Here is a 13,663-nt window from a genome sequence, read left to right as displayed (position 1 = left end):
CGTTAGGAGATGACAAATGACAATTATTATTATTGATTATGGCGCGGGCAATATTGCAAATGTGATGAAAGCAATTGCCAGCACAGGATTATCTGCTAAATTATCACATGACCCAGCTGAAATTTTATCAGCTGACGGGGTAGTCTTACCGGGGGTCGGTGCGTATGGTGCTGCTATGTCGGCTTTAAACGAACGGCAGTTAATTGGACCACTGCAAGCATACGCAAAATCAGGCAAACCGTTTCTAGGTGTTTGTTTGGGGATGCAACTATTATTTGAACGATCAACTGAATTTGGTGAAACAGCAGGACTTGGCATTATTCCGGGAGATGTCGTCACTTTACCCCAACAACAAGGTTATAAAGTCCCACAAATGGGTTGGAATCAAAACCAAGTTCGTCAGTTAAATCCGATCACGTCGACTTTAAACGATACTTACACTTACTTTGTTCATAGTTTCTATGTCCGAACAGCGCGCCAATATATTGCGGCAACGGTTGATTACGGTCAGATTGAAATTCCAAGTGTCGTTGTTAATGATTCGGGTAACGTTATTGGCGCGCAATTTCATCCAGAAAAATCGGGTAAAGACGGCCTGCTAGTGTGGCAGAGTTTTAAAGAAATGGTGGACGATAAATGATTTTTCCAGCAATTGATCTTAGAAATGGACAATCAGTGCGGCTTTATCAAGGAGATTACAATAAAGAGACAGTAATTAATTCAGATCCTATTTCACAAGCGCAACAAATTCAAGCAGCCGGCTTAACGCATTTACATTTGGTAGATTTGGATGGTGCTAAGTCAGGCAAACCTATTAATCTCGACATCATTACCGCCTTGCGACAAAATACCCAACTATTTATTGAACTCGGTGGTGGTATTCGAAGTTTGGCACAAATTAAACAATATTTATCATTAGGCATTAATCGTGCGATTATTGGTTCAGCGGCTTTGACTCATTCTGAATTAGTGACAGAAGCAGTGGCGCAATTCGGAGCGGAAAGCATTGTCGTTGGTGTTGATGGTCGTCAAGAACAAGTAGCAACAGACGGCTGGTTGACAGCATCAAGCACGACATTTTCTGAAATCATTCAGGCGATGCAAGCAGTTGGTGTGATTAATTTTATCGTGACAGACATTGAACGTGATGGCACGCTTAGTGGTCCAAACATTGCATTATTGTCACGATTACAACAAAAATTTCCTGAAACAAATATTATTGCTAGTGGCGGCATTAGTACGATAACGGACATAGAGGATTTGCAAACAGCCGGTATCAAAGATATTATTGTTGGTCGTGCGCTATATGACGGCAACGTGACACTCTCAGCACTCAAGGAGGTGATGAAATGACTTTAGCCAAACGAATTGTCCCAGCTTTAGACATTAAAAATGGACAAGTTGTTAAGGGTGTTCAATTTGAAAATCTACGCAGTGTTGGTGATCCAGTGACAGTTGCTAAAGCTTATGAACAAGCGGGTGCTGATGAACTGGTTTTGCTAGATATCACGGCTACTTTGGAAGAACGAGATACGATGATGACCATCGTCAATGCGATTTCGTCAGTAGTATTTATCCCCCTAACAGTAGGCGGTGGTATTCGTTCCACGCAAGATATGACGCGTCTCATCAAAGCAGGCGCTGATAAAATATTTGTCAATTCAGCAGCGGTTAAGCAACCTGAACTCATTACGAAGGGAGCAGCTATTTTTGGGTCACAGGCCATTGTAGGTGCCATTGACGTGAAATGGGAGCCTAAATCAAAATTTTATCAAGTTTACGTTGCAGGTGGAACACAACCTACTGGGTTAAATGCCATTTCATGGGCCAAAGAGATGGTGGCGCTTGGTGCCGGCGAACTATTAGTTACTAGCATGGATGCTGATGGTACAAAAAATGGTTATGATATTGATTTGTATCAACAATTAACTGAGGCTGTGTCAGTGCCAATTGTTGCTTCAGGTGGTGCTGGAAAAATTGAAGATTTTACGGCACTTTTAACACAAACCACGGTTGATGCAGCCTTAGCAGCTTCGGTTTTTCATCTCGGTGAAATTGCGTTACCGCAACTCAAGCAAACGTTAAAAAAAGAAGGAGTGGCAATACGTATATGACAATGATTGCACCAGATTTTAAGAAACAAGGGCAAGACGGTCTCGTTCCGGCAGTGGTGGTTGACATCAAAACTAAGGCTGTATTAATGTTGGCTTACATGAACGAAACGAGTTACCAATTAACTAAAACAACAATGGAAACATGGTTTTGGTCGCGTGAGCGCCAAACCCTGTGGCACAAAGGTGCGACGAGTGGCAATACACAGCGCGTTATCAGTATGTCATTGGATTGCGACAGAGATACACTATTAGTCGAGGTGGAACCAAACGGTCCAGCCTGTCATACTGGCGCGTATTCATGTTTTTTCAATCCGGTTGCAGATGTCAGCGTATAGTTGGAAAGGAATAGATTATGGCACAACAATCAATTGAAGCGCTCTACGCAGCAGCCTTGGCGCGTAAAAATAACCCACAAGAAGGTTCTTATACAGATTATTTATACCAAAAAGGACTCGATAAAATTTTAAAAAAAGTTGGTGAAGAATCAACAGAGGTCATTCTAGGCGCTAAAAATAACAACGATAAACTAATTTATGAAACGGCGGATTTATTTTTTCATCTAATGGTTCTCTTAGTTGAAAAAAATGTTACACTTGATGATATTAAGAACGAACTGGGGTCGCGCATTGGCCAACAATCTCAGTTACATGAACGCCAAGATTGGCGAGGAGATGAGCAAAAATGAAGGAAACAGTTAAAAAGTTAGCGGCTTATCAAGCGGAACTACCAGAAGAAGTGGTCAAAGCCAAGTATGGATTACAACATTTAGCACGTCTGTCGGCTAATGAATCAGTTTATGGACCATCACCAAAAGTCGGAGAGGCTGTGCGCGCAGTGTCTGATGATGTGTTAGGCTATTACCCTGATGGTCAAGCAACGCCTTTGCGTGAAGCAGTAGCAGACTTAACACAAGTTAATCCTGAAAATTTAGTATTTGGTGTAGGTGCTGACGAACTCATTCAGCTGTTGACGCGTACCATTTTGACGCCAGAATCTGAAATGATTGTGCCTGACCCAACATTTGGTGAGTATGCACTTCACGCCGAAATTGAACAAGCAAAAACAGTTAAAGTCCCAGTTAACCCAGCCGATGGGCATGTTGATTTTGAGGCCATGTTAGCTGCTATCACTGATCAAACAACGATGATTTGGTTGGCCAATCCAAATAATCCAACTGGTGTTTTTGAAAAAACTGCCGATATTGAAGCATTTTTGACAAAATTACCAAGTACGGTGACGCTAGTTGTTGATGAAGCTTATTATGATTTTGTGGATGAACCAGATGCCACAGTGGCACCACTTGTCTCACAATATAAAAATTTAGTTGTACTACGCACGTTGTCTAAAGCCTATGGATTAGCTAATTTGCGCATTGGCTATGGTATCATGCAGGATCCCCTATATACAGCGATGCAAGCTGTGCGTTTGCCATATAATTTGTCAACTTACCAAATTGTTGGCGGTACGGCTGCAATTTTGGATCAAGATTATTTGGCAAAAAACGTGGCGGCGTTTCAATCAGAACGTACCAAATTCCAAAACTTTTTACGTGATGAGGGGCTCACATTTTATGAGTCACAGGCCAATTTCATTTGGATTAAAGTGGGTGAGACTAAGAAAGTCGGTCAAGCGTTGTTGCAATCGGGCTATCAAGTTAACGATCGCTTAAATTCCGAGTGGATTCGTATTGCTTTAGGGACCCCGGATGATAATGAAGGGTTAAAAGAAGCCTTTCTAGCAGCATTAAAGAACTAACACAGGTTAGTTCTTTTTTAGTGCAAAAAGTAACGACTTTTAGGACATTCTTGTGTTTTGTAATGTAAACGCTTACAATTATAGTTAAATAGTGACTAAACATAGGAGAATTAAACATGACAGGATTAAAAATGCCAAAAGATTTTCTCTGGGGCGGTGCGATTGCTGCTCACCAAGCTGAGGGTGCTTGGGACGTTGATGGTAAAGGCGTTTCGATTGCCGATGTATTGACTGCCGGCAATGCCACGACGCCCCGAACCATAACTGATGGCGTGATTGCAGGGGAAAATTACCCCAATCATCACGGCATTTATTTTCATGACACTTACAAAGAAGATTTGGCATTGATGGCGGAAATGGGGTTCAAGGCTTTCCGAACATCTATTGCATGGACAAGAATCTTTCCAAATGGTGATGATGCAGAGCCCAATGAAGCTGGACTTCAGTTTTACGATGACATGTTTGATGAGATGAATCGTCTTGGTATTGAACCGGTCATTACACTCAACCACTTTGAAATGCCGTACCATTTGGTAACGGAATATGGCGGTTGGCGCAATCGTCGTTTGATCGATTTTTCCGTGAAATACTCAGAGACGGTTCTTAAGCGTTATCGCAATAAGGTTAAATATTGGATTACGCATAATGAAATATCCAACCAAGCTAATATTAGTGAAGCATCAACGGTACAAGATTTTCTTGTTTGGACAAATTCTGGTTTGCGGTATGACGAAACAGCCACAATCGCAGAACGTATGGCAGATATGTACCAAGCTGGCCATTATGAATTAGTAGCTAGTGCCAAAGTGGTACAACTTGCGCACCAAATTAATCCGGACTTCCAAATTGGTGCGATGCTAAATGTGTCACCAATTTATCCAGCTACGCCATTACCAGCAGATATGTTAGCAGCTCAAAAAGCTGAACAATTGCGCAAGTGGTTTAGTGATGTGCATATTCGTGGAGCATATCCATCAGAGTTGGAAGCTTTATTTGAGCGAACGGGTTATCGTCCAGATATTACAGATGAGGATCGACAAATTTTAAAAGAGGGTACTGTCGATTATTTGAGTATTTCATATTATGCAACGTTTGCGGTTAAAGCAGCTGATGGTAAAACACCGGCTTTAGATGATCCAAGTAGCATTGAAAGTGTCAAAAACACGCTGATTCCTGCGTCTGATTGGGGATGGACAATTGACCCTGAGGGATTGCGCTACACATTAAATCAACTGAATAATTTGTATCCAAATTTGCCTATTATGATCGTGGAAAATGGTTTTGGTGCCTATGATACCGTGACAGCAGACGGCAGTATTCATGATGATTATCGTATTGCTTATCTGAGTGCACATATCGCTGAAGCGGAAAAGGCTACCATTATTGATGGTGTGAACCTGATTGGCTACTTGTCATGGGGACCAATTGATATTGTCTCAGCTGGTACGGGTGAGATGAGTAAGCGCTATGGCTACATTTACGTCGATCTAGATGATGAGGGGCATGGTAGCGGTAAGCGCTTAAAGAAAGATAGTTTCAACTGGTATCAAAATGTAATTAAAACACAAGGGGAAAATTTATGACAACAATGCCGACCGGCTTTTTCTGGGGAAACTCGACATCTAGTATGCAAACTGAGGGCTTTCAAGGTGTGCGTGGTAAATCCACATATGACCTGAAAAAGGAGGCTACTTGGGAAAAGACGATTGACGAGTACCATCGTTATCCTGAAGACTTTGACCTCATGGCTGAAATGGGCGTCAATATGTATCGCTTTGAAATTTCTTGGGCGCGCGTCGTTCCAGATGGTGATGGTGAATTCAACGAGGCGGGCATTAAGTTTTATTCAGATATGATTGACGCCTTGCTGGCACGTGGGATTCAGCCAATGATAGCGCTGTACCATTTTGATATGCCACTGGCGCTCGCAGAGAAATATAATGGTTTTTTGAGTCGCCACGTTATCGACGCTTATGTGCGTTATGCCAAGGAAATCATTAGCCGTTTTGCTGATCGGGTGACGTATTGGCTGACATTTAATGAGCACAATCTATATTTTACAAATATGGCTTATGATATTGGTGGTGCCATCAATGCAGAACATTCGTTAGACAATCTCTATCAAATTTTTCATCATACGATGTTGGCGCATGCGCATGTTGCAAATTTTGTGCATGAACAGTTTGATCAATTACAAATTGGTGGTATGTTGGCGTATCAAGTGACGTATCCAGCCACATCTAAACCAACTGACGTTTTTGCAGCTCGTCGCGTTGACACATTTTTGAATGATAACTTACTAACGATGTTTACTGCTGGCCACTATTTGCCGGAAGTGTTAGCCTTTGTGGCAACGCACAATATTGATATGGACTATCAACCTAAGGATGACGCAGTATTATCAAAGCAAACCAGTGATTTTATAGCGTTTAGTTATTATCGAACAGACATGTTGAATGCGGATAAAATTCCAGATGGCACAGCACCAAATCGCTATTTAGATATTGCCAATTAAACAAACCCTTATTTAACAGCAAATGAATGGTCATGGACGATTGATCCTTTGGGCTTTAGAAACGCCTTAACATCAATTTATTCTCGCTATCAGTTACCGGTTTTTCCTGTTGAAAACGGTTTGGGTTGGCGTGAAGAAATGACTGGCAATCAAATGATTCAAGATGATTATCGTATTCAATATCACCGTGATCATATTGACGCGATGAAGCAAGCTATGATTGAAGATGGAACCGACGTTATCGTGCCGTTTACGTTAATCGAACTAATGAAGAGGAACGTGATATGCGCCGTTCAAAGAAAGCGTCGTTTGAGTACTTGCGTGACGTATTTAAGTCTAATGGTCTCAACAGTTAACTAATCATACACCATGGTCAATCACTTGCATTGTCAAATGAGGATCATGGTGTTATACTTACCTTAAAATGTAAGCGCTTACAAATTTTAAACGAGGAGAATCATTATGAATGATTTTATTAACAAAAAGTTGCTGCCACCAGTGATGAAGTTTGTTAATCTAAAACCAATGGTTGCCATCAAAAACGGTATGCTTTATCCAATTCCATTTATTGTGATTGGTGCCATATTCCTGATTTTAGGTAATTTTCCTTATACACCAATTGCTGATGCCATTTCAAAATCTGGTTTGGCTGCTATCTTTATGCAGGCCTATAATGGATCAATGGCTTTGATGGCGGTATTTGCTGTATTTGGTATTGCATATTCTTGGGTGCATGATGCTGGTTACGAAGGTGTTCCGGCAGGATTATTAGCAATTGTGGTTGATGTTATTTTGCAACCAGACACGGTGACCAATGTTACCAATTCAGCCGGCAAAACGTCTACGGCATGGGTTGCTAGTAATGTGATTGACAAAAACTGGCTCGGTGGTAAGGGCATGATTGTTGCCATTATTGTTGGTTTGTTAGTCGGTTGGATATACACTTGGTTTATGAAAAAAGGATTTACCATCAAGTTACCAGAACAAGTACCAGCCAACGTTGCGGCTTCATTTACGGCCTTAGTACCCGGTGCTGTGATTGTGTCAGGGGCCACAGCTGTTTATGCTTTCTTTAAATTGGGACTGAGCACAACATTTGTTGAGTGGATTTATAAAGTGATTCAAACGCCACTTCAACATGCCACTGACGGTCCAATGGGCGTTTTCATCGTTGCCTTTTTGCCAGTGTTCCTTTGGTTCTTCGGTGTACATGGCGCAACAATTATTGGTGGTATTATGACACCACTTTTGCTAGCCAATAATGCTGATAATAATGCTTTGTATAAAGCTGGTAAATTAACGATTGATAATGGCGCCCACATTGTGACGCAATCATTTATGGATCAATATATTACTGTGACAGGTTCTGGATTGACGATTGGTTTAGTTGTGTTCATGCTCTGGCGTGCCAAGTCAACTCAGATGAAGACACTTGGTAAATTGGAAATTGTGCCTGCGCTATTTAACATCAATGAGCCAATTTTATTTGGTGTTCCATTGGTGCTTAATCCATTGCTTGCAGTACCATTCATTTTGACACCGTTGCTTTCAGGAATTTTGACTTATTTGGTGATTAAATTTGGCATTATTCCGCCGTTTAATGGAATTTATGTTCCTTGGACAACCCCGCCTATTATTTCAGGATTGATTATTGGTGGCTGGCAAGGTGCTGTTTGGCAGGCTATCATGCTATTGATGACCATTGCAAGTTATTGGCCATTTGCTAAGAAGTATGATCAAATATTGCTGAAGCAAGAAAATAGTGACAGCACTGCAAAAGTTTTGCAATAACGTTTATTTATAATCGGCAGCTTCGGCTGCTTTTTCATTCGGAGGAAGACAACATGATTTTAACAATAGATATTGGTGGGACTAGTGTGAAATATGCCACAGTCATAGATGATAATTTGGGTGAAATTTCATCATTTGAGACACCCAAAACTTGGGATGAAATGGTGAGTAAATTGCTTGATATCACGCAAAATTTCACTAATATTGATGGTGTGGCAATCAGTGCTCCGGGGGTTGTGAAATTTAAAGATGGCTTCATTAGTGGCAACTCAGCAGTACCCTACATTCATCATTTTCCCATTGTCGACAGCTTGGAAAAGCTATTCAAAGCGCCTGTCACAATTGAAAATGATGCTAACGCCGCGGGCTTAGCAGAAGTCAAACATGGTGTTGCTGCTGGGGCAAATTCAGCAATATTTGTGGTCGTTGGTACAGGTGTGGGTGGTGCTGTTTACCTTAATGGACAACTCGTGCGCGGCGCACATGGCTATGGTGGCGAGTTTGGTTATAGCTTTTTTGATGGCGTTAACTCTCAGTGGAGTGTCAAAGCATCGGCGGTTGAAATGGCTAGACGTTACAACGTGAAACACGACACCTCACTATCTGGAAAAGATTTGTATGATTTGGCTAAGAAGGGTGATGGCGTGGCAAAAATAAACGTGTCGCGTCAATTAGACAGTCTGGCTCGTGGTATTTTTAATCTGATGTTCATTGTTGATCCAGAGATTATTGTGATTGGTGGTGGTCTTTCACAAAATGACGATATTTTAAATGAGTTGAATCAACGCGTTTCAATTTTGATTGCTGATGTCAAAGGACATATTACTGATATGCCTGTCAACATTAAAGCAGCCCAATTTGGCAATTCAGCAAATTTGATTGGCGCCTATGAAGTTTTCAAATCTTATTATCCTAATGTAAATGAAATGAAAACGAATCAATAACAACAAAATTATAACGTTTAATTACGATAATGATATTCAGTTGGAATAGTCAAACAACAAACACATTTACACCAAACAATTCACAATTAAATCCTTGTTAATTCACTGTTTTGCCACATTTATCCTGCATACTAAAAAAGTACATTAAGTCATTTCTTTCATAAGTTGTAACCGTTTACAAAAAAGTGTTGACATTTTCAAATAATGGGTTATGATATTAGTGTAACCGCTTACAAAAAGCGGAATTACGTAAACAGGGAGTTTACAAAAGGAGAAATACTTATGCAGAATAGTGCAAAGAGTAGTTGGGTAACCGACAAATTGATGCCACCTATCATGAAGTTTATCAACACTAAAGCAGTTACAGCGTTGAAAAATGGTATGGTGTATAGTTTGCCATTTATCATTATTGGATCTGTCTTTCTGATTTTGGCTAACGTACCGTATGTACCAGTTGCCACATGGCTGGCGGATCATGGTTGGTCGGCGGTGTTTGCTCAGGCTAACAATGCTAGCTTTGGTATGATTTCAATTTTCACAGTCGTTGGTATTGCGTATGTTTATGTACGTGATGAAGGACAAGAGGCCTTGCCTGCTGGGTTCACCGCATTAGTAGCATTCCTATTGCTACAAACCATGTCGGTGCCGAACCCTGTCAATGAAGCAGCCTACAAGAATATTGATAAGTTGCCACATGCTGTACAAGAATTGTTGAGCAGTCCAGTGGCCGGCGTTTTGAACACAGCCAACATGGGCGGACAAGGTATGATTGCTGCTATTATTGTTGGTTTGCTAGTTGGTTGGTCTTACTCAGCAATGATTAAGGCAGGTTGGAAGGTAACTTTGCCTGAACAAGTACCTGCAAACGTTGCTGGACAGTTCACAGCCATGATTCCAGCTTTTGTAGTCGTGACAGTATCTACTGCAATCTTTGCCATCTTCAAGTATGTATTCCATACAGATGCACTAGATTGGATTTATCAAGTTATTCAAACACCACTTCAGGGGATGTCAGATTCATTCCCGGCAGTTCTTTTGCTGGCATTCTTGGTCACATTCTTCTGGTTCTTTGGTGTCCATGGCGGTATTATCGTTGGTGCTATCTCAGGTGCTTTCTTAATTCCTAACTCATTTGACAACATGGTAGCACGTAAGGCTGGTGAATTGACATTGTCAAACCCATCAGTTCATATTGTTACGAACGAATTCTTGAATAATTTTATCAACATGACTGGATCTGGAATGACGATTGGTTTGGTGGTCTTCACACCGGTACGTGCTCGTTCAGTGCAATTGAAGACACTTGGAAAAATCGAATTAATTCCTGGATTATTCAATATTAACGAACCATTCTTGTTTGGTATTCCGATGGTCTTGAATCCATTCTTGGCTATTCCATTCTTCCTCACGCCAGTTATTGCTGCCGTTGGAACTTACGCAATTATCTACTTTGGTATTGTGCCACCACTAAATGGTGTCGGTGTACCTTGGACAACACCACCAATTATTTCTGGACTTTTGGCTGGTGGTTGGCAATTTGCCATCTGGCAAGCAATCTTAATTGCAATGTCAACAGCAATGTACTTCCCATTTGCTATAAAGTATGACAAGATGTTACAAAAGCAAGAGGCGGAAAATGATGCCGCTGCTGAAAAAGCTGCTACAAATTAAAAAAGTAAAGAATACCAAGCGCTAAGCTTGGTATTCTTTGTTGGTCGTGCGTGGTAAACTAGCAATATGACATTACAAACAGCTGATTTACTATTCATTCCAAACAATCATGAAGCACTTGATGAGGCAATAGCGACATCAACAGGCAACTATGTTCATGTCGCTATTGTGATTAATACGCACCAAATCATTGATGCCTCCCCAAAACATGGCGTAGCAATTCAACGAATACGTCATTTCTTCGAAGAAGTTAACGTTGCAGATATTTATCGAGCTAGCTTGACGGAAACGCAACAGTCACAAGTGATTTCACAGGCAATGTCCTATCAAAATCGACCCTATAATTTTTCGTTTTATCCTAATGATGATGGCTTATATTGTTCACAATTGGTGCAGTTAGCATTTGCAAATGTGTTGACGATACCGCAACAACCGATGAAATTTGGTGATGATCAACAGCCAATCTCAAATTATTGGCTAAACTATTACCAAAAGTTAGGTGTTGCAGTGCCCCTTAATCAACCTGGCACTAATCCACATGATCTATCAAAAACACCGCAACTCAATTACGTTGGGCAATTGCGTTACGGTGATCTATTAGTGGATTAATAAAACCATGTGTCGTAAATTGTGATTGGCTCATGACGTTTTTGTTGACTCGCCAAGTAAAGTGACTCAATTTGAGTAGCGTCTTTTTCAGAGACGTCTCGACCCTCCAAATAATTATCAATAGCCTGATAGCTGACACCTAATGCAACTTCATCTGGTAATTGTGGTCGGTCATCTTCCAAATCAGCGGTTGGCACTTTATCATATAGATGCGCTGGTGCGTTGAGGGCTACTAATAATTGGCGACCTTGTCGTTTGTTGAGACGCCAGAGAGGGTTGATATCTGTGCCGCCATCACCATATTTGGTGAAAAAACCTGCAAAGGCTTCAGCGGCGTGATCAGTTCCCACAACAATACCGTTGTGCTCACGAGCAACAGCATACTGTGCAATCATGCGCATTTTTGGCTTAATGGAACCTCGACTCATATCATCAACGGTGAGCCCACCAGCACGTAAAGCGGTAGTCATGGCGTCTGTGGCGGTTTGAATGTCAGTGGTGACAATGACATCAGGTTGGATAAATGTTAGGGCAGCTTGAGCATCATCTTCATCACGTTGCTTGCCATAAGGCTGGCGAATGGCGACAAATTTATAATCATCACCAGTTGTGTCACGCAGTTCTTGCACTGCCATTTGGGCTAATTTACCAGCAAGGGTTGAATCTTGACCACCGCTAATTGCCAATACAAGGCTTGTGTATATTGAATGGGTTAAATATTGTTTCAAAAAATCAACTGATCGACGAATCTCAGCGTCGGCGTCAATCATAGGTTGTACGTGCAATTCGGCAATGATTTTTGCTTGCAAAGGTCTCATTTTGACATCTCCTTAATGTGTTGGCGAGTTTTGTTGATTAAGTCAATTTTGGCGTCATATAAGCTTTGTGACAAATCAACTGGATAAGTTTCAGGATTGAGCACACGCTTATATTCATCCCACAAATTATCCAGCGACTGCTTCGCATAGGTTTTAACGGTCTTAATATCTGGTAAATCATAAATTAATTTGCCGTTAACAAAAATATCATGAAGCATAGGTTCAGCGTTAAAATCATGGACGTCTTTTGAAATAACAGGGTGATTAGGATCAAACATGTGTAAATCCGTTTGCTGACGCGGATCTTCATTTGAGAAAGTGAGATAATCGCCTTCGGATTTACCGTCTTGTCGATCTGTGATACGCCACACTTGTTTTTTGCCAGGGGTCGATACTTTTTCAACATTGTTGGAAATTTTGATCGTATTTTTGCCGTTGAAGCTAACCATTTTATAAACAGCGCCTAAAGCTGGTTGGTCAAAAGCAGTGATGAGTTTGGTGCCGACACCCCAAACATCTATTTTGGCACCTTGCATTTTCAAGTTTAAGATTGTATTTTCGTCCAAGTCATTGGACGCATATATTTTAGCTGATGTGAAACCAGCTTCGTCTAGCATTTTCCGAATGATTTTAGACAAATAAGCCATGTCACCTGAATCAATTCTGACACCTTGAAAATTGATTTGGTCGCCAAATTCTTGTGCTACTTTGATCGCGCTAGGGACACCGGACTTGAGCGTGTCAAAAGTGTCTACTAAGAAAACGACGTCTTTATGAGTTGATGCGTAAGCTTTAAACGCGTCATAATCATTTTGATAGGCTTGCACTAAAGCGTGCGCATGTGTGCCAGAAATTGGAATATTGAATAATTTGCCAGCGCGAACATTAGATGTTGCGTCAAATCCACCAATGTAGGCTGCACGTGTGCCCCACAGCGCAGCATCAATTTCTTGGGCACGTCGTGTGCCAAATTCCAGCAAGGGTTGACCATCAGTGACAGTAGCAATACGAGCGGCTTTGGTGGCAATCAATGTTTGAAAATTGACCACATTGAGCAAAAGCGTCTCTAATAACTGCGCGTCGACAAGTGGCCCTTCAACTTGGAAAAGTGGTTCGTTGTTAAACATCACTTCACCTTCGTAGGCTGAACGCAAAGTTGCTGTGAAATGCCAATTTTGCAGATAATCTAGGAAAGCATCATCATATAAATCTAAGCTACGAAGATAGTTAATGTCACTCTGACTGAAAGTGAGTTGCTTTAGAATAGTCACAATTCGCTCTAAACCGGCAAAAATAACGTAACCATTGTCAAACGGCATTTTTCTAAAGTACGCTTCAAAGACAACAGGTGATTGATCAATACCTTGCTGCCAATAGGTATAAATCATATTAATTTGATAGGCGTCTGTGTGTAATGTTAATGAATCATCTCGATACATGATAGCG

The 13,663-nt window shown here is 41.1% G+C and carries 13 protein-coding genes and 1 pseudogene; 12 read left to right on the top strand and 2 right to left on the bottom strand.

Translation table 11 applies throughout. The annotated features are described in order from the left end of the window. Positions 1–16 precede the first annotated feature (16 nt). The 12 genes and pseudogenes from hisH to BMG01_RS01815 all read left to right on the top strand — a co-directional run bounded on the left by hisH (position 17) and on the right by BMG01_RS01815 (position 11,399). Positions 17–640, top strand: coding sequence for an imidazole glycerol phosphate synthase subunit HisH (hisH, locus tag BMG01_RS01870; RefSeq protein ID WP_004910483.1), 624 nt, complete (start codon positions 17–19; stop codon positions 638–640). After that, positions 637–1,353 carry a 1-(5-phosphoribosyl)-5-[(5-phosphoribosylamino)methylideneamino]imidazole-4-carboxamide isomerase gene (hisA, locus tag BMG01_RS01865; protein WP_004910481.1) on the top strand — a complete coding sequence of 239 codons (717 nt, stop codon included), beginning with the start codon at positions 637–639 and terminating at the stop codon, positions 1,351–1,353. The genes hisH and hisA overlap by 4 nt, the downstream gene beginning before the upstream one ends. Beyond that, positions 1,350–2,114, top strand: a complete 765-nt coding sequence (gene hisF / locus BMG01_RS01860; RefSeq protein WP_004910479.1) for an imidazole glycerol phosphate synthase subunit HisF — start codon at positions 1,350–1,352, stop codon at positions 2,112–2,114. Before hisA ends, hisF begins: the two co-directional genes overlap by 4 nt. Then, positions 2,111–2,449: a phosphoribosyl-AMP cyclohydrolase gene (gene hisI, locus BMG01_RS01855; protein WP_004910477.1), complete on the top strand. Its 339-nt coding sequence runs from the start codon at positions 2,111–2,113 to the stop codon at positions 2,447–2,449. The genes hisF and hisI overlap by 4 nt, the downstream gene beginning before the upstream one ends. Before the next feature lie 17 nt (positions 2,450–2,466). Further along, on the top strand, positions 2,467–2,799 hold the full coding sequence (hisE, locus tag BMG01_RS01850; RefSeq protein WP_036067953.1) for a phosphoribosyl-ATP diphosphatase: 333 nt from the start codon (positions 2,467–2,469) through the stop codon (positions 2,797–2,799). Then, a complete protein-coding gene (hisC, locus tag BMG01_RS01845; RefSeq protein WP_004910470.1) occupies positions 2,796–3,869 on the top strand; it encodes a histidinol-phosphate transaminase in 1,074 nt (357 codons plus the stop codon). The genes hisE and hisC overlap by 4 nt, the downstream gene beginning before the upstream one ends. A gap of 116 nt (positions 3,870–3,985) precedes the next feature. Beyond that, positions 3,986–5,452, top strand: a complete 1,467-nt coding sequence (locus BMG01_RS01840) for a 6-phospho-beta-glucosidase (protein ID WP_004910468.1) — start codon at positions 3,986–3,988, stop codon at positions 5,450–5,452. Further along, positions 5,449–6,740: pseudogene (locus tag BMG01_RS01835) on the top strand (glycoside hydrolase family 1 protein). Before BMG01_RS01840 ends, BMG01_RS01835 begins: the two are co-directional and overlap by 4 nt. 106 nt (positions 6,741–6,846) lie before the next feature. Then, the gene (locus BMG01_RS01830) at positions 6,847–8,175 is read left to right on the top strand and encodes a PTS sugar transporter subunit IIC (protein ID WP_004910463.1); all 1,329 of its coding nucleotides are present in this window, start codon (positions 6,847–6,849) and stop codon (positions 8,173–8,175) included. 53 nt (positions 8,176–8,228) lie between these two features. Further along, positions 8,229–9,119: an ROK family protein gene (locus BMG01_RS01825; protein ID WP_004910461.1), complete on the top strand. Its 891-nt coding sequence runs from the start codon at positions 8,229–8,231 to the stop codon at positions 9,117–9,119. A 282-nt stretch (positions 9,120–9,401) separates the two neighbouring features. Next, on the top strand, positions 9,402–10,790 hold the full coding sequence (locus BMG01_RS01820; protein WP_036067951.1) for a PTS sugar transporter subunit IIC: 1,389 nt from the start codon (positions 9,402–9,404) through the stop codon (positions 10,788–10,790). Positions 10,791–10,856: 66 nt separating this feature from the next. After that, positions 10,857–11,399, top strand: coding sequence for a YiiX/YebB-like N1pC/P60 family cysteine hydrolase (locus tag BMG01_RS01815; protein WP_004910458.1), 543 nt, complete (start codon positions 10,857–10,859; stop codon positions 11,397–11,399). Here the strand turns inward: BMG01_RS01815 and nadE are convergent. Together nadE and BMG01_RS01805 are read right to left on the bottom strand one after the other, a co-directional pair. Beyond that, positions 11,396–12,217, bottom strand: coding sequence for an ammonia-dependent NAD(+) synthetase (nadE, locus tag BMG01_RS01810; RefSeq protein ID WP_004910456.1), 822 nt, complete (start codon positions 12,215–12,217; stop codon positions 11,396–11,398). The genes BMG01_RS01815 and nadE overlap by 4 nt on opposite strands. Further along, entirely contained in the window at positions 12,214–13,656 is a 1,443-nt protein-coding gene (locus BMG01_RS01805; protein WP_004910454.1) for a nicotinate phosphoribosyltransferase, read from the bottom strand. The genes nadE and BMG01_RS01805 overlap by 4 nt, the downstream gene beginning before the upstream one ends. Positions 13,657–13,663: the final 7 nt, after the last annotated feature.

Origin of the sequence: Leuconostoc sp. BM2 (genome assembly GCF_002095565.1) — a bacterium.
Lineage (GTDB): Bacteria > Bacillota > Bacilli > Lactobacillales > Lactobacillaceae > Leuconostoc > Leuconostoc falkenbergense.
Note: the sequence above shows the minus strand (reverse complement) of the source record. Positions and strands in the feature narration are given on the sequence as shown.